The organism is Halapricum desulfuricans, assembly GCF_017094525.1.
GTDB classification, from domain to species: domain Archaea; phylum Halobacteriota; class Halobacteria; order Halobacteriales; family Haloarculaceae; genus Halapricum; species Halapricum desulfuricans.
In genome coordinates this window covers 2,579,056-2,597,824 of sequence record NZ_CP064788.1, presented here as the reverse complement: position 1 = coordinate 2,597,824, position 18,769 = coordinate 2,579,056, and the positions used below count along the sequence as shown (strand labels likewise).

General features: G+C 65.6%; 23 protein-coding genes and 1 pseudogene. 6 read left to right on the top strand and 18 right to left on the bottom strand.

Translation table 11 applies throughout. The features are described 5' to 3' along the window. The first annotated feature begins 48 nt into the window (after positions 1–48). Complete coding sequence (locus tag HSR122_RS13285) at positions 49–291, top strand: ferredoxin (RefSeq protein WP_229110286.1); 243 nt, start codon at positions 49–51, stop codon at positions 289–291. A 70-nt stretch (positions 292–361) separates the two neighbouring features. Beyond that, entirely contained in the window at positions 362–955 is a 594-nt protein-coding gene (locus HSR122_RS13280; RefSeq protein WP_229110285.1) for a hypothetical protein, read from the top strand. Positions 956–964: 9 nt separating this feature from the next. Here HSR122_RS13280 and HSR122_RS13275 read toward each other — a convergent pair whose 3' ends face one another. Beyond that, positions 965–1,450, bottom strand: coding sequence for an Lrp/AsnC family transcriptional regulator (locus HSR122_RS13275; protein WP_229110284.1), 486 nt, complete (start codon positions 1,448–1,450; stop codon positions 965–967). Positions 1,451–1,679: 229 nt separating this feature from the next. Between HSR122_RS13275 and HSR122_RS13270 the strand changes: the two genes are divergently transcribed. Next, on the top strand, positions 1,680–2,585 hold the full coding sequence (locus tag HSR122_RS13270) for a DMT family transporter (protein WP_229110283.1): 906 nt from the start codon (positions 1,680–1,682) through the stop codon (positions 2,583–2,585). A 305-nt stretch (positions 2,586–2,890) separates the two neighbouring features. Here the strand turns inward: HSR122_RS13270 and purQ are convergent, their stop codons facing one another. The 6 genes and pseudogenes from purQ to HSR122_RS13240 all read right to left on the bottom strand — a co-directional run. After that, positions 2,891–3,574 (bottom strand): phosphoribosylformylglycinamidine synthase I, encoded by a 684-nt coding sequence (gene purQ, locus HSR122_RS13265; protein WP_229110282.1) that lies wholly within the window; start codon positions 3,572–3,574, stop codon positions 2,891–2,893. Positions 3,575–3,608: 34 nt separating this feature from the next. After that, the gene (gene purS, locus HSR122_RS13260; RefSeq protein ID WP_229110281.1) at positions 3,609–3,860 is read right to left on the bottom strand and encodes a phosphoribosylformylglycinamidine synthase subunit PurS; all 252 of its coding nucleotides are present in this window, start codon (positions 3,858–3,860) and stop codon (positions 3,609–3,611) included. A 46-nt stretch (positions 3,861–3,906) separates the two neighbouring features. After that, positions 3,907–4,344 carry a universal stress protein gene (locus HSR122_RS13255; RefSeq protein WP_229110280.1) on the bottom strand — a complete coding sequence of 146 codons (438 nt, stop codon included), beginning with the start codon at positions 4,342–4,344 and terminating at the stop codon, positions 3,907–3,909. 113 nt (positions 4,345–4,457) lie between these two features. Then, on the bottom strand, positions 4,458–5,339 hold the full coding sequence (locus tag HSR122_RS13250) for a PspA/IM30 family protein (protein ID WP_229110279.1): 882 nt from the start codon (positions 5,337–5,339) through the stop codon (positions 4,458–4,460). Positions 5,340–5,401: 62 nt separating this feature from the next. Next, complete coding sequence (locus HSR122_RS13245) at positions 5,402–5,548, bottom strand: hypothetical protein (protein WP_229110278.1); 147 nt, start codon at positions 5,546–5,548, stop codon at positions 5,402–5,404. Between the two features lie 185 nt (positions 5,549–5,733). Then, positions 5,734–5,904: pseudogene (locus HSR122_RS13240) on the bottom strand (sugar phosphate nucleotidyltransferase); the annotation flags it as partial. Between the two features lie 61 nt (positions 5,905–5,965). Here HSR122_RS13240 and HSR122_RS13235 point away from each other — a divergent pair. After that, the gene (locus HSR122_RS13235) at positions 5,966–6,256 is read left to right on the top strand and encodes a transcriptional regulator (RefSeq protein WP_229110277.1); all 291 of its coding nucleotides are present in this window, start codon (positions 5,966–5,968) and stop codon (positions 6,254–6,256) included. Positions 6,257–6,340: 84 nt separating this feature from the next. Then, positions 6,341–7,390, top strand: coding sequence for a saccharopine dehydrogenase family protein (locus HSR122_RS13230; protein WP_229110276.1), 1,050 nt, complete (start codon positions 6,341–6,343; stop codon positions 7,388–7,390). Between the two features lie 42 nt (positions 7,391–7,432). On the opposite strand, the gene HSR122_RS13225 is transcribed toward HSR122_RS13230, so the two are convergent. The 5 genes from HSR122_RS13225 to HSR122_RS13205 all read right to left on the bottom strand — a co-directional run bounded on the left by HSR122_RS13225 (position 7,433) and on the right by HSR122_RS13205 (position 11,540). After that, complete coding sequence (locus HSR122_RS13225) at positions 7,433–7,966, bottom strand: DUF5804 family protein (RefSeq protein ID WP_229110275.1); 534 nt, start codon at positions 7,964–7,966, stop codon at positions 7,433–7,435. A 62-nt stretch (positions 7,967–8,028) separates the two neighbouring features. Continuing rightward, entirely contained in the window at positions 8,029–9,219 is a 1,191-nt protein-coding gene (locus HSR122_RS13220) for a tRNA sulfurtransferase (protein WP_229110274.1), read from the bottom strand. Between the two features lie 96 nt (positions 9,220–9,315). Next, complete coding sequence (locus HSR122_RS13215; protein WP_229110273.1) at positions 9,316–10,518, bottom strand: methionine adenosyltransferase; 1,203 nt, start codon at positions 10,516–10,518, stop codon at positions 9,316–9,318. Between the two features lie 59 nt (positions 10,519–10,577). Continuing rightward, positions 10,578–11,135 (bottom strand): class IV adenylate cyclase, encoded by a 558-nt coding sequence (gene cyaB / locus HSR122_RS13210; RefSeq protein WP_229110272.1) that lies wholly within the window; start codon positions 11,133–11,135, stop codon positions 10,578–10,580. An 87-nt stretch (positions 11,136–11,222) separates the two neighbouring features. Further along, entirely contained in the window at positions 11,223–11,540 is a 318-nt protein-coding gene (locus HSR122_RS13205) for a DUF7126 family protein (protein WP_229110271.1), read from the bottom strand. Positions 11,541–11,624: 84 nt separating this feature from the next. Between HSR122_RS13205 and HSR122_RS13200 the strand changes: the two genes are divergently transcribed. Continuing rightward, positions 11,625–12,086 carry a DUF3592 domain-containing protein gene (locus HSR122_RS13200; RefSeq protein ID WP_229110270.1) on the top strand — a complete coding sequence of 154 codons (462 nt, stop codon included), beginning with the start codon at positions 11,625–11,627 and terminating at the stop codon, positions 12,084–12,086. Between the two features lie 14 nt (positions 12,087–12,100). On the opposite strand, the gene HSR122_RS13195 is transcribed toward HSR122_RS13200, so the two are convergent. From HSR122_RS13195 to gatB, 6 genes are all read right to left on the bottom strand, one after another. Further along, positions 12,101–12,415: an MTH1187 family thiamine-binding protein gene (locus tag HSR122_RS13195; protein WP_229110269.1), complete on the bottom strand. Its 315-nt coding sequence runs from the start codon at positions 12,413–12,415 to the stop codon at positions 12,101–12,103. 27 nt (positions 12,416–12,442) lie between these two features. Continuing rightward, positions 12,443–13,588, bottom strand: a complete 1,146-nt coding sequence (locus tag HSR122_RS13190; RefSeq protein ID WP_229110268.1) for a pyridoxal phosphate-dependent aminotransferase — start codon at positions 13,586–13,588, stop codon at positions 12,443–12,445. After that, on the bottom strand, positions 13,585–14,073 hold the full coding sequence (locus HSR122_RS13185; protein ID WP_229110267.1) for an Lrp/AsnC family transcriptional regulator: 489 nt from the start codon (positions 14,071–14,073) through the stop codon (positions 13,585–13,587). Before HSR122_RS13185 ends, HSR122_RS13190 begins: the two co-directional genes overlap by 4 nt. 166 nt (positions 14,074–14,239) lie before the next feature. After that, positions 14,240–16,729: a DNA topoisomerase I gene (locus HSR122_RS13180; RefSeq protein ID WP_229110266.1), complete on the bottom strand. Its 2,490-nt coding sequence runs from the start codon at positions 16,727–16,729 to the stop codon at positions 14,240–14,242. A gap of 172 nt (positions 16,730–16,901) precedes the next feature. Then, a complete protein-coding gene (locus HSR122_RS13175) occupies positions 16,902–17,105 on the bottom strand; it encodes a ferredoxin (RefSeq protein ID WP_267491090.1) in 204 nt (67 codons plus the stop codon). Positions 17,106–17,233: 128 nt separating this feature from the next. Next, entirely contained in the window at positions 17,234–18,748 is a 1,515-nt protein-coding gene (gene gatB, locus HSR122_RS13170; protein ID WP_229110264.1) for an Asp-tRNA(Asn)/Glu-tRNA(Gln) amidotransferase subunit GatB, read from the bottom strand. Positions 18,749–18,769: the final 21 nt, after the last annotated feature.

Genomic DNA, 18,769 nt, shown 5'->3' with positions numbered 1-18,769 from the left:
CTGTCGTACTGTCGCCAGTGCTTTGATCCCCGGGGGCGAAGGAGACGTATGCGCATCGAGTACGATTACGACACCTGTATCGGGATGTTCCAGTGCGTCGAGGAGTGGGACGCCTTCGAGCGCGACGAGGACGCCGGCAAGGCCGTGCTGACCGACAGCGAGGAAGACGGGGGCGTGTTCGTCCGTGCGGTGCCCGAGGACGCCGAACTCGACGCGAAGTTCGCCGCCCGGACCTGTCCGGTCGACGCCATCACCGTCTACGACGACGACGGCGAGCAGCTCGTCCCGTGATCGCGTCGCCGGTCAAACGGCCATTTGAGCGCTCCTGACGACTTTTACCGTCTCGGTCGTCGGTACGGGTGTGAAACGACGATACTTCCTCGCCGGAACAGCCTCGGTCGCCGCGTTGCTGGCCGGCTGCTCCGGTGACGACGAACCGTCCGACGACGACCCGACCGACACGTCGACGCCGTCGGATGAACTCGTCGACGGCAGTTTCGAGTACGGGCTCGAGAGGTGGTACGTCGATACCGATCTGCCTGACGAGCCGGGCAACCCCGGTCAGAAGGTCGACGCGAGCGTCACGACGGCCGACCGCGCCTCGGACGGCCAGCAGGGCATCGAGATCTTCATCGACGGGAGCGCCGACGACGGGACGGTCTGGGTCCAGCAGGAAGTCGACCTCTCGGAGGTCTCGACGCTGAAAGTCGACGGTTACAGCGAACAGAACTCGTTCACCACCGTCCTGCAGGTCGCGACCTACACCGGGCCGGTCCCCGAAGACGGACTCGTGGAGACGGACTTCAACCGAGACCACTCGCTGTGGGACCACGAAGGCTGGAAGACCTACGAGTACGACGTCGACCACGACGGGACCGGACTGGTCGCGGTCGGGTTCAGCATCATCTGGGAGACCGGCGCTGCCGGTGTCCTGGACAACGTGCAACTCGAATAGCCACCAGCATCACTCTTCGGCGAGTGTCTCGACCAGCGTCTCCAGACTGTAGCTCTCGATACCGCGGGTGAACTCCCGATCGGTCGAGATCACGTACGTCGAGTTCGTCCGGTCGACCTCATCGATCATCTCGAAGTCCCGGATGAGTCGCTCGACGGCGTCGCTCCCGGGCAACCGGGCGATGACGATGAAGTCCGTCTCGCCCATCGTCGAGAACACCTGCGTCACGCCCTCGATATCGCCCAGTTTCTCGAGGACGACGTCGTGATCGTCGCTGTAATCCGACAGCACCTCGACGATGACGGTGACGTCAAGTCCCAGTTCCGAGAGGTCGAAGTCGTAGAGGTCGTTCTCGATGATCCCCTCTTCGCGGAGGTTCTGCAGCCGGTAGTGGATCGTCGAAACCGGGATGTCCGTCTCCTCGTGCAGTCTGTCCGGGCTCCCCGTCCCCAGATCCGCGATCGCTTTCAGGATGCGGATGTCGCGCTCGTCCATCTCGTCTCCCCGTTCGGCGCTCGACCCTATCAATCTCGGGTATCCGACCGCCCCGATCACCCAAGTCGTATAGAATCCAAAATAGAGAATATTATTAAATAAAAATACAAATTAACTTCTGTATGTGGGTACGAGTTCTGATAAGTGGGGTAAAATCAAAGAAATAGTTAAGTAGTGGCCGGCAGTAGTTGGAAACATATCCATGTATTCGGCGAGACGTTGGCGTTCGATGCCAACGACCGGGTTGTTGTTCGTATTGCTTTCGCTACTCTGGGGTGGCTCGTTCGTCGCGATCGACATCGGGCTTCGGGATCTCCCGCCGGTGTTGTTCGCGGCGATGCGTTACGACGTCGCGGGCCTGCTCGTTCTCGGGTATGCGGCAAGCAGGACCGACCGCTGGCGACCGCGATCACGCTGGGAGTGGACGCTGGTCGCGTTCCTCGGGTTTTTCATGTTCGGCGCGTACAACGCGTTGATCTACATCGGGATCGACCATGTCTCCGGGGCCGTCGCGTCGATCGTCATCAGCTTCGGCCCCGTCCTGACGGCGGGGTTCGCGACGACGCTCGGTATCGAGGAGCCGCCCAGCCGAATCGGGGCGCTTGGCTTTCTGGCGGCGCTCGTCGGGGTCGTCCTCGTCGCCGACCCCGACCCGAATGCCCTGCTGGACACGAACACCATCGGGGTCGGGATCGTCCTGCTCGGATCGGTGAGCTTCGCCTTCGGGGCCGTCGCGTCCCGGCCGATCGACGTCGACCTCCCGCTGTCGACCGTCCAGGCCTGGGCGATGCTCGTCGGGGCCGCCTTCCTGCATCTCGCGAGCCCGCTTCGCGGCGAAGCGCTCTCGGCCGCGTCGGTGACGCCCTCAACTGTCGCCGCGCTCGTCTATCTCGGCGTCGTCTCGGGCGCGTTCGCCTACGCGCTGTACTTCCGTCTGCTGGATCGGCTCGGTCCGACCGAGATCAACCTCGTCGGCTACGCCGAACCGGTCGTCGCGAACGGCCTCTCCTGGCTCGTGCTGGGGCAGGCGATCGCGCTCTCGACGCTCGGCGGGTTCGTCGCGATCTTCACCGGCTTCTTCCTCATCAAGCGCCGGGCGCTCCTCGAAACCGTTCGCCCGGCAGATCGACGCTGATCGGGGTCGTGCCGGCCACAGGGACGCAGTCCCGCAGTTTCACTTTCACTCCGGGTGGCTGACGTTCATATGTCCGGAGGCACTAGAAGAGAATACGGGGCCTCGGACCACTGTCACACGCTCCATGGCCCCGCTCCCCTTTGTACAGCGGCGAGTCGACATCAGGCCAATATCGCACGATCCGTAGCACTCAAAATCGCTCGGCTACTCGGTGCGCGTGGCGGTCGGTCGTTGCGATCGGCTCGCCATGGTACACTCGGTCCTCACGGGCCGTTTTCGCGGGACACTCCGAAGGCGAAGCGCCGCTAGTCCGTCCGGAAGCCTTCGAGGACGCCCTGACCGTCCGTGACACCGATGTCGGGAAGCGTCGCCCGCTCGGGGTGGGGCATCAACACGGCCACGTTATCGCCGGCCTCGCCTGTGACGCCCGCGACGCTGTGTTTCGACCCGTTGGGGTTGGCCTCGGGCGTGACGGTCCCGTCGGCCTCGCAATACCGAAAGAGCACGCGGCCGTCGTCTTCCAGCGCCGCCAGTCGATCGTCCTCGATCTCGAACCGCCCCTCGCCGTGCGCTATCGGGAGTTCGATCACTTCTCCCTCCTCGAACTGTCGGGTCCAGGGCGTGTCGGCGTTCTCGACGCTGACGTGGACGTGTTCACACTGGAAGCGCGCGCTCTCGTTTGTGGTGAACGCGCCGGGCGTCAGCGAGGCCTCACAGCCGACCTGTGCCCCGTTGCAGATCCCGAGCACGGGCGTCCCCCCCTCGGCCGCCTCCTTGACCTCGTCCATGATCGGCGAGTGGGCGGCCATCGCCCCGGCACGGAGGTAGTCACCGTACGAGAAGCCACCCGGCAGGACGATCCCATCGGTGTCTTCCGGGAGCGAGTCCTCGTGCCAGACGCGCTCGGCATCGATCTCAAGCGCCTCCAGCGCCTGCACGGTGTCCCGATCGCAGTTGCTCCCGCCGAACTGGACCACGGCGACCGTCATCGAGACCCCCCGTTCGTTCCGGTCGGTGTTCGCATCATCGTTCCGCCACGCCGACCTCGTAGTCGTGGATCGTCGGGTTGGCGAGCAGTCGCTCGGCCATCTCCGTCGCGCGCTCGCGGGCGTCAGCCGCCGACGCGGCGTCGAGATCGAGTTCGAAGCGGTCGGCCGACCGCAGCTCCTCGAGTTCGAACCCGAGCCGTTCCAGGGCCTGCTGGGTCGTCTCGGCCTCGGGATCGAGTACCCCGCTCTTGAGCCGCACTGTCACCGTCGCAGTGTAGCCGGTCATTACTGAAGCGGCCGTGTCGCCGGGAGAAAACGCTTGTGGATCACCGCTACTCACTGTCGATGTTGACCACGAGCACCGGAGCGTCGGCGTTCTTGACGACCCGTTCGGTGACGCTCCCCAGCGTCGCGATCCGATCGCGTCCGGTCCGGCCGTGTGTCCCCATCACGATCATGTCGATCGGTTCCTCGCCGGCGTATCCCAGGATCGACTTGTAGGGGATCCCGCGCAACTGCTCGGTGACGATCTCCACGCCGTCGTCTTCGAGTCGGGCGACGGCGTCGTCGATCGCGTGCTCGCCTTCCTCCTTGAGCGACGCGATGACTTCCTCTTTGGCGTCTTTCGAGGCGGCCCGGTAGAGGCGCTCGTCGATCACGTACAGGACGTGGACGGTCGCGTCGTTGTTCCGGGCGATCGTGCTCGCGTGATCGATCGACTTCGTGGTCCCCTTGCTTCCGTCGGTCGGCACGAGGATGTGGTCGTACATCATCCGGTCCTTGGATCTCCCACGTCATAGTTGTATGTGAACGTTCCGCGCGAATCCCCCTGGGCGCTCGCGTCTCTCAGCCGGTCACGTCTGTAGCTCGTCCCGGCGGGTCATCAACTCGACTCGGTCTCTTCCTGCTTGATATCTTCGAGTTCGGATTCGACTTCCGACTTGTCGATTTCCGACTGGACATCGTCGAGGTCGGCCGTATCGACGTCTTCGAGGTCGGCTGTGTCCCTGTCGCCGGTCTCCTCCGGTGATCCGGACGTCGCTTCGGCCGACTCAGTCTCGGCCTCGGCGTCGCCCATCTCGGATTTCAGCGTCTCCAGTTCGGCGTCGACCTCGCTGTCGGTGCCCAGCTGCTCCAGCTCCCGATCGACCTGGTCCTTGTCGGAGAGGACGTCCTCGAACGCGCCGGTCTCCTGGAGTTCGTCCATCGCCTGGGCCCGCGCCTCCATGTCCTCGGTTCGCTCCTCGGCCCGTTCGATCGCCCGGCCGACGTCCTCGAACTCGTCGCCGGCCCCTGTCATCGCCTCGCTGACTTTCGAAGAGGCCTCGGCCGCCTCGTACCGGGCCTTCATCGTTTCCTTTTTCGTCCGGAACTCCTCGATGCGGCTCTGTAGCGTGTTTTTCTGTTCGACGAGCCGGTCCTGCTGTTGCTGGAGGTCGCTGATCTGTGTCTCCAGTTGCTCGATCTGACTCATCTTCTGCTTTTTCTTCTCGAGGGCCTTCCGGGCCAGATCCTCTCGGTCCTGTCTGACCGCTTCGCGGGCCTGCTCGTTGTGCTTCCCGACGTTCTCCTCGAGGCGACGCTTCTGGATCTCGAGGCGTTTCTTCTGGGTCGTGAGATCGGCGATCCCCTGTTTGACGTCCTGCAACTGGTCTCGGAGCTGTTCGTAAGAGTAATCGAGCGTCTCGCTGGGGTCCTCAGCCCGGTTGAGAAGGCTGTTGACCTTCGATCTGATGATGTACGAGGCGCGTGAAATGATTCCCATGCCCGTCGTTTGGGTATCAACTGCCTTAAATCTGTGAACTACCGCGAAAACGAGCCGAACAGCTACCGATGGACAGTGATCGTCACTGCGCCGCAGTCACACTCGTAGGCCCGGCGCTGGCCGGCATCGGTCTCGTAGACCAGCATGCAGTGCTCGTCGTCGAGTTCCCGGTCACAGTGTTCGCACGTGCTCGTGAGCTCGTTCAACATATCCCTGGCTACGCGCCGAGAGGTAGTGAAGGCGAGCCATCCCCGGGGTGAAAGTGAAAGTGCGGGAGGACGGCACAAGCGCCCGTCTCTCACTCGCCGTTTGCGATCTTGGTGTGCGCGCCGATGAGCGCACCACTGCGGTCGAGATTCTCGGGGTGGGTGTCCCGGTCGATGATCGAATCGCGGAGTTCGCCGTCGATCCCCTCGCGTTCGGCCAGCTGTGCGAGCGCGCCGACGACGCCGAACTTCTCGTCTTCCTCGGTCGTCTCACCGACCGGGAGGAACATCTTCGGCCGGTTCTTGGTGATCGGCCACAGTCGCGTCGCGTACCCGCCCGCGAGGACGACAGCGTGTATGCTCGCTCTGTCCACCGGGAAGATGTACGTCATTTATGTTCGTCTGCGACCAAGAGCAGATATGCGCGAGGCGAGTCGGACGACGCGACAGCGGATCGCCGACAGGCTACGCGAGGAGGCGCTGGCGGCCGGCGAGATCGCCACCGAGTTCGACGTGCAGACGAGCGTCGCACTGGATCACGTCGAGCACGTCGCTAAATCGCTCGAGGAGAGCGACGAGCAACTGCTGGTCGCGCCGCCGACCTGCCGGGAGTGTGGGTTCGAGGCGTTCGACGACCTGATCAACCGCCCGAGTCGCTGCCCCGAATGTAAAAGCGAGTCCATCAGCGAGCCGGCGTTCACGATCGAGTGAGCCGGATCGAACGCCGGGGCACTCGTCCGGTGTGCCGAGTGAACGCGACACAACATTCAGGGGGTGTTGGACCGAACGAAGCCCATGACGTGGCTCATCTACGGCGCGTACGGCTACACCGGGGAGCTGATCGCTCGCGAGGCCGTCGACCGCGGTCTCGACCCGATCCTCGCCGGCCGGTCCCGGGAGAGCGTCGACGCACTCGCCGCGGAACTCGACTGCGAGGCGCGCGCGTTCGCGCTGTCGGGACCGGCACTGGCACAGCAACTTGACGACGTGGATCTCGTGCTCAACTGCGCCGGCCCGTTCGTCGACACCCATGAACCGCTGGTGGCGGCCTGTCTCGACAGCGACACCCACTATCTCGACATCACGGGCGAGATCGAGGTCTTCGAGTCGATCCGGGGGTTCGACGACCGCGCTCGGCGGGCGGGGCTCACGCTTCTCCCGGGCGTCGGGTTCGACGTCGTTCCCTCGGACTGTCTGGCTGCTCACCTCGCGGAGCGACTCCCCGGAGCCGAGTCGCTGTCGATCGGCTATCAGCCCGCGGGCGGGTTCTCCCGGGGGACGCTGAAGACGGCGATCGCCGGCCTCGGTGAGCCCGGGCTCGTCCGCCGGGACGGTCGTCTCGAAGCCGTTCCGGTCGGCCACGAGACCCGCGAGATCGACTTCGGGGAGGGGTCGGTCCCGGCGACGACAGTCCCGCTCGGCGACGTCTCGACGGCCTATCACACGACGGGGATCCCGGACGTCGACTGTTACCTCGCGGTCCCGCCGGTCGCGGCGCGCTTGCTCCGCTATCAGCGGTATCTCGCTCCCCTCCTCGCGCTGGACCCGGTCCAGGGGCTGCTCGAGAGCGTCGTCGATCGGCTCGTCGACGGCCCCGATGCCGAGACGCGTGCCGAGACGACGGCGACGCTGTGGGGCGAAGTCAGTGACGGCGACGCGACGCGCGTGTCGCGGCTGCGCACGCCGAACGTCTACCGGACGACGACACTCGCCGCGCTCGAGGCCGTCGAGCGCACCCTCGCGGGCGACGCGCCGGACGGATATCAGACGCCGGCGAGCGCATTCGGATCGGATCTGATCCTCTCGATCGAGGGCGTCGAGCGGATCGACGAGTGGCACCGTTGACGTCCTCCACGCGACTGACGTCGTGGGATTTCTGTAACCTGGTCACGCCCCGAACTCGGACTCGGTGACGCGGACGACGAGCGTCTTATCGACGTCCCGGAGGTCGTACTCGGGCAGGTTGGGTCCCGTTCGCGTGACGAACATCGGCTCGACCAGCCGTGGCGAACGGTCCTGACCGGCGTTCCCGTCCGTGTCGGGTTCCTCGGCGGACTCTGACTGGTCGTCGAGCGCGTCCGTCTCGGGCTCGACGACGCCGTAGATCTTCAGGTAGCGGTCGGTCTCCTCGGGCGCGAGTTCGTCGTCGCGGACGGCGGTCGCCGCGTCACGGGAGAGCCACTCCGACCCGGAGACGCTGGGCTCGAACACGAGGACGTCCTCGACGAAGCGGACGAGATACCAGTTGAGGTCGTTCAACAGCGCGACCGCCGCACCGAGGCTGACGGTTTCGAGCGCGACGGAGTTGTCGTACGGTTCCCGGAGGTCGTAGGTCGCCAGCGCGTTGCGGGAGGTCTCGTGGCTGAGCAGTTCGTACTCGAGATTGACGTCCTCCGCGCCGAGCAGGCAGACCCGCGTCATCGTCTCGATCCAGGCCGGCCTGCGGGAAAGCGATTTCGCTCGTCAGGGAGCCGACGCGCGTGTTATCCCCGATCGACGATCGTCCGCTCGTCGGCGATCGCTCGCGCCCGCTCGAAGAGATCGTCGGGTTCGGCCGCCTCGACGGCCTCGACAGTCGCGTTCGTCTCGGGATGCTCGGGCGCAACTCGGTTGCAGCCGGCCGGGATCGAGGTGTCCTCGTAGGTGCCCAGTTCCCGCGCCTGCTCTAAGATGTCGGTCTTGTCGGTCGTCACCAGCGGCCGGTGGACCGGCAGGTCGGTCGCGGCGTCGGTGGCGGCGAGGTTCGCGGTCGTCTGGCTGGACTTCTGGCCGATCGACTCACCGGTGACGATCCCGACGGCGTCGCGGTCGTCGGCCACCTGCTCGGCGACCGCGAGCATTGCCCGGCGGAGCGAGAGCATCCGCGTCGCCTCGACGGTCGCCATCAGATCGGCGACCAGATCCGCCGCCGAAGCTACCCGGAGCCGCATGTCGTACTGTGGAGCCAGTTCGGCCAGCCGGTCGGCGGTCGCGACGGCCCGTGCCCGATGGTCCGCACCGCCGAACGCCCCGAGATCGACGTACAGGGGGACGATCGGGCTGCCGCGGCGCATCGCCTCCCAGGCCGCCACCGGCGAGTCGTGACCGCCGCTGACCAGCGCGACCAGCGGGCGTTGACTCCCCAGCGGGAGCCCGCCCGGCCCGTCACGTTTCTCGAGGAAGACGAACGCCTTCTCGGGGCGACACTCGACGAAGACGGTGAAGTCCGGATCGTCGAGGTCGACGACCACGTCCCCGCCCAGTGCTTCGATAGCCTCGCCGACGGCCGCGCCGCCCTCGCGTTCGAGGTCGGTACTGGAAAACGGGTGGGCGTCGGCGGGGCCCGCTCGACGGGCGCGCACTGCGAACGCGCCGCCGTCGTACTCTCGCTCGGCCCCCCGTTTCATTGCCGCGAGGATCGTATCCAGTTCGGGCTCGACCCGGACCGCCGGGCTCGCCGAGACGACGCCGAAGGCGTCGGTCGCCGCCGCGGTCGCGTCTTCGACGTGTTCGGGCTCGGTCTCGACGTAGAGGCGGTTTCGCTCTGTCCTGACCCGCCCGGGAATCGAGCGGTCCTCGAGCAGGGCATCGATATGGCCCTGAAGCTGGCGCTCCATCTTGATGCGGACCTGATCGCTCTTGACGCCGAGTTCCCCGTGGCGGACGAGGACGGTCCCGGCATCCGGCGGGTGCATACCCGCGGCTATTCCACTGGCGGATAAACAGCCTTCGACATCGCCTCGACTACAGCTCACAGAACGGAATACGACGTGCGTCAGGCGACCCGCTCGTCAGAATGTCGATATGTCGCCCTCGATAACGGCCTCGGTGACGTCGGTGATGTCCGAGAGTTCGTCGTCGATGGTCGCCTCGACCTCGGATTCGACGTCGGCGACCGAGACGCCGTCTTCGGTGACCAGTTGCGCGTCGGCGACGTGTGGCTTGTCGATCGGCTGGCCGATCTGACTGAGCAGGCGGATCTGTACTTCCCGGATACCGTCGACCCGATCGGATACCGACTGGGCGATCTCGGTCGAGAGGAGGTTGTAGATCTTCCCGATGTGGTTGACGGGGTTCTTCCCGGAGGTGGCCTCCATGCTCATCGGGCGGTTCGGGGTGATGAGGCCGTTGGCGCGGTTGCCCCTGCCGACCGACCCGTCGTCGCCCTGTTCGGCGCTGGTTCCGGTCGTCGTGAGGTAGATCGCGCCCTCGTCGTAGTTGTCGGCGGTGTTGACGTAGACGTCGACCGACCGGTCGGTGTACTCGCTCGCGAGGTCACTGACGTACTCGCGGACGCCCTCGATCGTCTCGCGGTACTCGCTCATGCTCTCGACGTAGTCGTCGATGACCGCGACGGCGACCGTGACGTCGATGTGATCGCCCTCGCGTTTGCCCATGACCTTGATGTCCTGACCGACCGCCGGGTTGTCGTCGCTGTAGGGTCCGTTGAGTTTTCGCTCGGTGTTCAACACGATCCGCTCGGTCTCGGTCAGCGGCGCGTGACCGACCCCGTAGGAGGTGTCGTTGGCCATCGGGACCGCGCCGTCCTCGCCGAAGACCTCCTGCAGGTCGCCGCTCCCTTCACCGAGTTTGACGTCGACGATCACGTCCGTCCCGACGTCCAGACTCGGGAACGTCTCGTCGAGATACGTCCGGGCGGCCTCCAGCGCGATCGACTCGGCGGGGAAGCGCCGGCCGTCGTAGGTCTTGGTCGCGCGGCCGACCACGAGCAGATAGATCGGATCGAGAACTTCACCGCCGCCGAAGGCGGGCGCGGCCGTCCCGGCGACCAGCTGTGTCTCGTCGGTGTTGTAGTGCAATACCGTGCCGTATCGGTCGAGATACGCCTGTGCGAGCGCCCGCGAGACACTCTCGGCGACGCCGTCACAGATCGAGTCGGGATGACCGATCCCCTTCCGCTCGACGATCTCCACGTCCTGGTCTTCGACCGCTCTGTCTTCCGTCGGCTGCACGCGGATGTTCCGCTGGCTCATTGTCCGGTCTTGGCAACCCGTGGCTCTATAACTTACGGAAACTTTTCGCGCAGGAGTGATTACTCGTGGGTATCCGTCGCGTCGGCGAGCAGGAGCTCGAGATACGAGATCCGCAACTGGTCGTCGATGTCGAGCCCGAGGTCGTCGAGCAGTTCGGCGGCCGACTCGCGGGCCGATTCGATCTCGGGCTCGGTCTCGACGTCGGTTTCGACCTCGACGAACTCCCCGACGCCCTCGACCGCGTCGAGCGTGACGGTGAACCCGGAGAGCGAAAAGTACTCGCGGTTCTTGCGGACGGTCGCGACCGGTTCGAACCCGAGCGACTCGACGAGTTCGCGGGCCACTTCGGCGTCGCCGACCGTCGTCTCCAGCTCCTCGCGGGTCTTCGACTCGGCGTCGATTTTCGGGCCTTTGTACGTGATTCGAGTTTCGGCGGTACCGTCGCGGGTCTCCTCGCGGAGCCGGAAGGCCTCGTCGGTCGCCGCGAAGTCCCTGTGCGGGGCGTCGTAGTAGGTATCGGCCTGTGTGACGCCGCCGACGCGTTCGGCACCGAGCGCGTCGAGTCGCTCGCGCACCCGGCCGTGATCCGCTCGGACCTTCAGTTCGACCTCGTACATATCTGGGGTCACGACCGGCGCAGGGATAACAGTGCGCAACTCGGTCCGGGCGAGCCGTGCGGTCGACCAGGGACGGATTCCGCTGCGCTACGCGTCGAGTTCCTCGGCGACAGTATCGGCGTCGAGCAGTGCGGGATCGATCGCGAGATCGACCTGTCCGCGGACGAACTCCGGCAGCGACTCGCTCGCGTAGACGAGCGTCCGCAGGTCGGGGTTGAGCTCCTTCGCGACCGGGATCGCGGTCGCCTGTGCGACCTCGGTCAACACGAGCGCGCCGGCCGTCTCGAGTCCGGCGTCTTCCAGCGCCGACTGGTTCGCGATGTCGAGAACCGTGACCTCGTGGCCCTGGGATTCGATCGCGGCGGCGATCTCGTCGGTGTCCGCTCCGGCGACGATGACGTTCATACGGTTCCGTTGGCCGGCGCGGGCTAATGTGTTACGTCCTCCGTCATGATAAACGTCTTTCCGGTCGACCACGTGCAACGCGATATGGTCGAACTGCTCGCGCTCGCGGGGCTGCCCTTCCTGTTCGTCGGCGCGCTCGTCCTGCAGTACGGCGGCCGCCTCTCGCTCGGTCTCTATCGACGCCGCCGCCAGACCCGAACCGTCGAGGCCGAGATCCGGGAGGTCAGCGCGACCGAGACTGATGAGGGCGTCTTCGAACCGACAGTCCGCTTTCGGTACCGTTTCGACGGGGAGTCGTACGATTCGACGATCGTCCGCGAGGGAAGCGAGCCGCCGTCGGGAAGCCGCGACCTCGTCGACTCGTATCTCGCCGAGTTCGAGGAGGGCGAGACCGTCACCGCGACGCTGCTGTCCAGTATGCCCGACCGGGCCGTCCTCGAGCGCTCGACGGATCGGTGGCCGCACGTCGTCGCGGTCGTTGCGACGCTGTTGGGCGTGGCGTTTACCGCGCTGGGCGGCGGCATCGTCGTCGCCGGTATCGTCTGACTGCCTCGAATCGGTCACTCCCGGTCGCTTCGCGCCTCGTGGCCCAGGTGTTCTTCGACGGCGTCGACTTTCTCGCCCGCCGCTTGTTCGACGGTTCGCTTGTCGTCGATCTTCAGGAACGTCTCGACGCGGTCGGCGTCGACGGCCTGATGGGCGGCCTGTGCGGCTGCGAACAGCTCGTCCGGGTCGTCGGTCTCGATGATCGTCCCCATCGGCGTCGTCTCGTAGCTGACCGAAAAGTCCTCCAGCGCGGCGACGGCCTTCGCGACCTCGCCGGACATGCTCCCCTCGATCACCGGTGCGACGCTCAGAAACGCGATCAGTGTCATGATTGCCCCACTGAATGGCAACGGGTGTCAGGAAATAAAGCGCTCGATGCGGTCCAGCGCTTCCTTCAGATCGTCCATTCCCGTCGCGTACGAGACCCGGAGGTGCCCCTCGCCGCCCTCTCCGAAGGCCGTTCCGGGGACGACCGCGACGTGCTCTTGTTCGAGCAGCGCCTCGGCGAACGCCTCGCCGTCGTCCCACGGCGATTCCGGGAACGCGTAAAAGGCCCCGGACGCGGGGAAACACTCGATCCCCATCTCCTCGAACCGCGAAAGCACCAGCCGACGGCGGCGATCGTACTGCCGTCGCATCTCGGCGACGGCGTCGTCACAGCTCTCTAAGGCCTCGATCGCGGCATACTGGGCGGTCGTCGGGGCCGACAGCATCGTGTACTGGTGGATGCGGTTCATCGCGCCGATGGCCTCGGGCGGGCCGAGTGCGTACCCCAGTCGGAGGCCAGTCATCGCGTAGGCCTTCGAGAAGCCGTTGAACACGATCGTTCGCTCACGCATGCCCGGCAGCGTCGCGATCGAGGTGTGGTCGTGCTCGTAGGACAGCTCCGAGTAGATCTCGTCCGAGAGGACCACCAGATCGTGTTCGCGGGCGAACTCGGCGATCGGCTCCAGCTCCGAACCGGTCATCGTCGCGCCGGTCGGGTTGTTCGGATAGCAGAGCACCAGCGCGTCGGCCCCCTCAACACCGGCGTCGTACAGCGCGTCGGTGGTGAGCTTGAAATCGGTCTCCTGGGTCGTCGGCACGGGCAGCGGCTCGCCGCCGGCGAAGATCACCCCCGGGACGTAGGAGACGTAACTCGGCTGGACGACCGCGACGGTGTCTCCGGGGTCGATCACCGCACGCAGCGCCAGATCGACGCCCTCGCTCGCGCCAGTCGTGACCAGGACCTCCTCGTCGGGGTCGTACTCGAGGTCGTACCGGCGATCGACGTCCCCGGCGATCAGCTCCCGGAGCTCGCGCCGGCCGCGGTTGGCCGTGTAGGAGGTTTTGCCCAGCTCAAGGGAGGTGATCGCCGCTTCTCGGGCGGCCCACGGCGCGGAGAAGTCGGGCTCGCCGACCCCGAGCGAGATGATGTCGTCCATCTCCTCGGCGAGTTCGAAGAACCGACGGATCCCCGACGGCGGGACGGTCTCGACGCGCTGGGACGGTTCGATCGTCATGGTGAGACCGACAGTCGATCGTCCTCGTCGTGGTCACCGAGGACGATGCCCCGTGTCTTGTAGGTGTCCATGTGATAGTGAGTCACCGTCTGGGTGATCTCGGGGATCGGGGCGATCTTGTCGCTGATGAAGTGGCTCACTTCCCGCATCGAGTCGCCCTCGACCTCCATGTCGAAGTCGTAGTCGCCGCTGACCAGCCGCAGTTCCTGCACTTCGGGGAACTGGACGATCCGTTCGGCGATGTCGCCGTAGCTCGTCTCCCGGTCGAGCGTGACGTTGAGTTCGACGATCGCCCGGACGCGCTCGCGTTCCGTCTCCTCGAAGTCGACGACGGCCTGATAGCCCCGGATGATCCCTTCCGATTCGAGGCGCTCGATCTCCGCCTCGACCGTTTCGGGATCGGCGTCGGTCATGCGGGCGAGATCATCGGTGCTGTACCGGGCGTTCTCCTGGAGCAACTCCAGCAGTTCCTCGCTGAGGTCCATATCGGCTTCAGAGGCCACCGAGAGCAAAAGGATTTCCCATCCCTGAGACGCCATGCCAGTCGAGGGGCACCGGGAGCAGCCACTATCATACTGGTGGCGATACGTTCGGAACGATATCCGGCACGACGGCGTGCCAGCTCAGTTCGAAACGGTACCGCCACCAGTATCAGGCTTCGAGATCAGCCTGCCAGTCGCGAACCTGCTCGGCGCTCACGCCTCGGACCTGTTCAGCGACTGCGTCAGGTTCGACTCCGGCCAGATCAGCGGGTGACTCGACGCCGGCTGCCGACAGTTTCTCCGCAGTCTTCGAGCCGACACCGTCGAGATCCTCGAGGTCCTCGACAGCATTGCGGGCCTGATACGCCTCGTAGTTGCAGACCGGACAGCCCAACTCCCAGGGATCATCGTCGTCATCGCCATCGAGGATACGCAGATGCGGGAGGTCGTGTTCCTCACAGCGCTCGTCTAGCACCTCAATCTCGCCGCGGCGGGGCAACGGCAGCGAGTATTCACACTCCGGATAGCGGGTACAGCCGACGAGCCGTGATCCGGAGCGGAGGTGCTTGATCGCCAGTTCGCCGCCGTGCTCGTCACCACACTCGGGACAGTCCCCGATGATCCGGTCTTCGTTCTCGTCGGCGGCCTCGGCCTGACAGCGCGGACACCCGTGGACGAACGTGTCGCTACCGGCCAGCATCTTGACGTGATGGGTGTCGTGTTCCTCGCAGGTCTCGTCCATGACCAGCGGCTCGCCCTTCGAGGGCAGCGGGAGCGTGTACTCACACTCGGGGTAGCCGTCACAGCCGACGAAGTACGACCCGTGGCGGGACTTCCGAATCACCAGGTCCGATCCACACTCCGGGCAGGAGCCGATCGTCCGGTCTTCCTTTAACGATTCCTGAAGGTGCTCGCCGACCGCCTCGCGGGAGTCGTGCAGTTCCTCGAAGACGCGCTCGAGCATCTCCCGGGACTCGTCGGTCACGTCTTCGAGGGTGGCCTCGCCGTTGGCGATGGCGGTCATGTCTTCTTCCAGCTGGGCGGTCATCTCCTCGCTGACGATCAGCTCTGCGAACGCCTCCGCGGCGTCGACGACCGCCTTCGCCAGCGCCGTCGGACGCGGCGGGTCGCCGTCGATGTAGCCGCGATCGTATAGCTTCTCGATCGTCCCGTGGCGAGTCGCCTTGGTCCCGATGCCCATCTCCTCCATCTTCGAGACGAGCCGCGACTGGCCGTACCGTCGTGGCGGCTGGGTCTGTTTGGCCTGCAGATCGACGTCCTCGATCGCCAGTTGCTCGCCTTCCTGGACGTCGGGGACGTGGGTCTCGCTGGCGCTGGAGTAGGGATAGACCTCGTGATAGCCGGCTTCGATCAGACGCTTGCCGTTGGCCTTCAGCCGCAGGCCATCGGCGTCGGCGACCACGCGCAGGTGTTCCCAGGTGGCTGGCTCGGCGACCGTCGCGAAGAACCGCCGGACGATCAGTTCGTAGACCTCCCACTCGTCCTCGGAGAGGGTGTTTCGGTCGGGGAACTCCCCCGTCGGGTGGATCGGCGGGTGGTCTGTCGACTCGGTGTCGCCGCGAGTCGGCTCGATGTCGTCGCTGCCCAGCAACGCCGCCGCGTCCTCGCCGAAGGGGCTGGTCTCGGTGAACGATTCGAGCAGGTCCTCGGGATCGAGGTCGTCGGGATAGACCGTGTTGTCCGTCCGCGGGTAGGTGACGTACCCGGCGGTGTACAGCTCCTCGGCGATCGACATCGCTCGCTGGGCGGAATAGCCCAGCGAGCCGGCGGCCTGAATGAACGCGGTGGTGTTGAACGGCGCGGGCGGGGCGTCCGTCCGGGTACGGCGACGGACGCTCTCGACTGTCGCTGTCGCCTGTTCGTGCAGGCGCTCGAAGGCCGACTCGGCCTCGCTCTCCTCCCAGATGCGCTCTGCTTCACTGCCGTCGTCGTCGTAGAAGTACTGGGCCTCGAAACTCGTGCCGTTTTTCGCCAGTTCGGCGGCGATCTCCCAGTAGTCGTCGGGATCGAACGCCTCGATCTCGCGCTCGCGGTCGACGATCAGTTTGAGCGTCGGGGACTGCACGCGACCGACGGAGATGAAATCGTCGCCCAGCTGCCGGGCGGACAGCGAGAGAAAGCGCGTCAGCGCCGCTCCCCAGATGAGGTCGATGATCTGGCGTGCCTCGCCCGCGGCGGCCAGATCGAAATCGAGATCGTCGGGCTCGGCGAACGCCTGCTTGACCTCGGTTTCGGTGATCGAGGAGAACCGGACCCGCTTGATGGGGACGTCGGTCTCCGCGCGGATGAGCTCGTACGCTTCCTTGCCGATCAGCTCGCCCTCGCGGTCGTAGTCGGTCGCGATGACGGCCTCGTCGGCCTCGCGGGCCAGGCTCCGCAACGCCGCGACGATGTTCTCCCGGGTGGGCGATTTGACGACCTCGGCGTCGATCAACTCGACGGGCTGGACGTCCCGCCAGTCGCTGTACTCCCCGGGGAAGTCGACGCCGACGACGTGTCCCGACAGCCCGACGCAGCGCTTGCCGCCCCACCCGTAGACGTTGACGCCGTTGCGCCGCTCGGCGTCGGCCCCGCCGTCGCTGAGGATGTCGGCGATTCGCCGTGCGGCGTTGTCTTTCTCGGTGATGATCAACTCCATCGTCGATCACCGTCTCGGACGCGAACACTCATTGTGCGTCCCTACGCAACGATCCGCTAATCAGTCTTTCGCCGAAAAATCGCCGGACTCGAGCGGGACAAGGCGCGCGTGCGATACGCGTGCGAGGTCCCACTGTGAACGGCGTTCAGGTCGCGTGAACGCCGAGTGAACGTCACTCGCTGACGGTGATCGCGTCGACGGGACAGGCGTCGGCCGCCTCCTTCGCCGCCTCGATCATCGCTTCGTCCTCGAGTTCTCCCATCCCGTCGACGACGTACGCGAGGCCGTCGTCGCGCATCTCGAAGATTTCCGGCTCCATCGATGCACAGATCTGATCGCCAACGCAAAGGTCTTGATCGACTTCAACAGTTGCCATTGGAGACACCATTCGGAAGTTGTCGATTCGGCCCATAAAAGTAGCCATTTCCGTGAGAGCGGAGACGGGGCGGGGACCACACGTCTGGACGATTCTCCAACGAGAGATGAGCGGTCAGCCCGCGCGGACTACCCCTCGAGTTGCTCGCGCAACAGCCCGTTGACCTCGCCGGGATCGGCGCTTCCGCCCGTCTTTTGCATGACCTGTCCGACGAGGAAGTTGATCGCGCCGTCCTCGCCGCTGTGGTAGTCTTCGACGGCGTCGGGGTTCTCCTCGATCGCCTCCTCGACCGCGTCCTGGACTGCGTCTCCGGAGGTCTTGCCCAGCCCCTCGCGATCGACGATCGTCTCGGGGTCGTCGCCGTCGTCGAGCATTCCCCTGAGGACCGTCTCGCGGGCGTTCTTGGCGGTGATCTCCCCGTCGGCCACCAGTCCGACCAGCGTCGCGACCTCCTCGAGGCGGTCCTCGATGTCGGTCACGTCCATGTCGCGGTAGTTGAGCTCGCCCAGCAGGTTGTCCGCGACCCACGTCGCCACCAGATCGGCCTCGTACTCGCTCGCGAGCCGTTCGTAGAAGTCCGCGACCTGCTTCGTCGAGGTGAGCTTCGAGGCCGCCTCCGCGCTGAGATCGTACTCCCCCCGGAAGCGCTCGCGGCGGGCGTCGGGCAGTTCGGGGATCTCGATTTCGTCTTTCCAGCCGCTGACCTGTAGCGGCGGCAGATCGGCCTCCCGGAAATATCGGTAGTCTTTCTCCTCTTCCTTCGAGCGCATCGCCACGGTGTTGCCGTGGGTCTCGTTGAAGTGGCGGGTCTCCTGTTCGACCGATCGGCCGGACTCGATCAGTTTCCTCTGGCGCGAGGCCTCGAACGACAGCGCCTGCTCGGCCCCCTTATGACTGGAGATGTTCTTGACCTCGGTTCGGTTTGCCGCCTCCAGCACGTCCTCGTCGATCGCGCCGTCTTCGTCCACGTCGTCGGCGTCGACGACCGAGAGGTTCGCGTCGATCCGCAGACTGCCGTCACGAGCCGGATCGAACACGCCCAGATACTCGAGGACCTCCTCGAGTTTCTCGAGGAACGCCCGCACCTCCGCGGGCTCGCGGAAGTCGGGCTCGGTGACGATCTCCATCAGCGGCGTCCCCGCGCGGTTGTAGTCGATCAGCGTGTAGTCGGCCCGGTCGATCGAACAGGTCCGGGCCTCCAGGCTCTCGGTCCCCTCGCGGACGTGCTTGATCGAGCCGGGGTCCTCTTCGAGGTGGGCGCGGCGGATCCCCACCGACCGGCGCTGGCCCTCGTGGCCGAACTCCAGAACGCCGTCCTGACAGATCGGGGCGTCGTACTGGGTGATCTGGAAGTTCTTCGGCAGGTCGGGGTAGTAGTAGTTCTTCCGGTGGAAGGCCGTCTCCTCGGGGATCGAGGCGTCGATGGCCTTGCCGACCTTGACGGCGGCCTCGACCGCCCCCTCGTTGAGCACCGGGAGCGCGCCGGGCAGTCCGAGACAGACCGGGCAGGTGTTGGTGTTTGGTTCCTCGGCGGGATCGGTCGAACAGCCACAGAAGATCTTCGTGTCCGTCTCGAGTTGCACGTGGACCTCCAGCCCGATGACGACGGCGAGGTCACGCGACTCGGCGGCTTGCGCAGTCATTACCTCTGATTCGGCGTCGGC

Bases quoted from the DNA above. Each gene is read 5' to 3' on its own strand.
- HSR122_RS13285 (WP_229110286.1), top strand. From the start codon at position 49: ATGCGCATCGAGTACGATTACGACACCTGTATCGGGATGTTCCAGTGC.
- HSR122_RS13275 (WP_229110284.1), bottom strand. From the start codon at position 1,450: ATGGACGAGCGCGACATCCGCATCCTGAAAGCGATCGCGGATCTGGGG.
- HSR122_RS13270 (WP_229110283.1), top strand. From the start codon at position 1,680: ATGCCAACGACCGGGTTGTTGTTCGTATTGCTTTCGCTACTCTGGGGT.
- purQ (WP_229110282.1), bottom strand. From the start codon at position 3,574: ATGACGGTCGCCGTGGTCCAGTTCGGCGGGAGCAACTGCGATCGGGAC.
- purS (WP_229110281.1), bottom strand. From the start codon at position 3,860: ATGACCGGCTACACTGCGACGGTGACAGTGCGGCTCAAGAGCGGGGTA.
- HSR122_RS13255 (WP_229110280.1), bottom strand. From the start codon at position 4,344: ATGTACGACCACATCCTCGTGCCGACCGACGGAAGCAAGGGGACCACG.
- HSR122_RS13250 (WP_229110279.1), bottom strand. From the start codon at position 5,339: ATGGGAATCATTTCACGCGCCTCGTACATCATCAGATCGAAGGTCAAC.
- HSR122_RS13245 (WP_229110278.1), bottom strand. From the start codon at position 5,548: ATGTTGAACGAGCTCACGAGCACGTGCGAACACTGTGACCGGGAACTC.
- HSR122_RS13235 (WP_229110277.1), top strand. From the start codon at position 5,966: ATGCGCGAGGCGAGTCGGACGACGCGACAGCGGATCGCCGACAGGCTA.
- HSR122_RS13230 (WP_229110276.1), top strand. From the start codon at position 6,341: ATGACGTGGCTCATCTACGGCGCGTACGGCTACACCGGGGAGCTGATC.
- HSR122_RS13225 (WP_229110275.1), bottom strand. From the start codon at position 7,966: ATGACGCGGGTCTGCCTGCTCGGCGCGGAGGACGTCAATCTCGAGTAC.
- HSR122_RS13220 (WP_229110274.1), bottom strand. From the start codon at position 9,219: ATGCACCCGCCGGATGCCGGGACCGTCCTCGTCCGCCACGGGGAACTC.
- HSR122_RS13215 (WP_229110273.1), bottom strand. From the start codon at position 10,518: ATGAGCCAGCGGAACATCCGCGTGCAGCCGACGGAAGACAGAGCGGTC.
- cyaB (WP_229110272.1), bottom strand. From the start codon at position 11,135: ATGTACGAGGTCGAACTGAAGGTCCGAGCGGATCACGGCCGGGTGCGC.
- HSR122_RS13205 (WP_229110271.1), bottom strand. From the start codon at position 11,540: ATGAACGTCATCGTCGCCGGAGCGGACACCGACGAGATCGCCGCCGCG.
- HSR122_RS13200 (WP_229110270.1), top strand. From the start codon at position 11,625: ATGGTCGAACTGCTCGCGCTCGCGGGGCTGCCCTTCCTGTTCGTCGGC.
- HSR122_RS13195 (WP_229110269.1), bottom strand. From the start codon at position 12,415: ATGACACTGATCGCGTTTCTGAGCGTCGCACCGGTGATCGAGGGGAGC.
- HSR122_RS13190 (WP_229110268.1), bottom strand. From the start codon at position 13,588: ATGACGATCGAACCGTCCCAGCGCGTCGAGACCGTCCCGCCGTCGGGG.
- HSR122_RS13185 (WP_229110267.1), bottom strand. From the start codon at position 14,073: ATGGACCTCAGCGAGGAACTGCTGGAGTTGCTCCAGGAGAACGCCCGG.
- HSR122_RS13180 (WP_229110266.1), bottom strand. From the start codon at position 16,729: ATGGAGTTGATCATCACCGAGAAAGACAACGCCGCACGGCGAATCGCC.
- HSR122_RS13175 (WP_267491090.1), bottom strand. From the start codon at position 17,105: ATGGCAACTGTTGAAGTCGATCAAGACCTTTGCGTTGGCGATCAGATC.
- gatB (WP_229110264.1), bottom strand. From the start codon at position 18,748: ATGACTGCGCAAGCCGCCGAGTCGCGTGACCTCGCCGTCGTCATCGGG.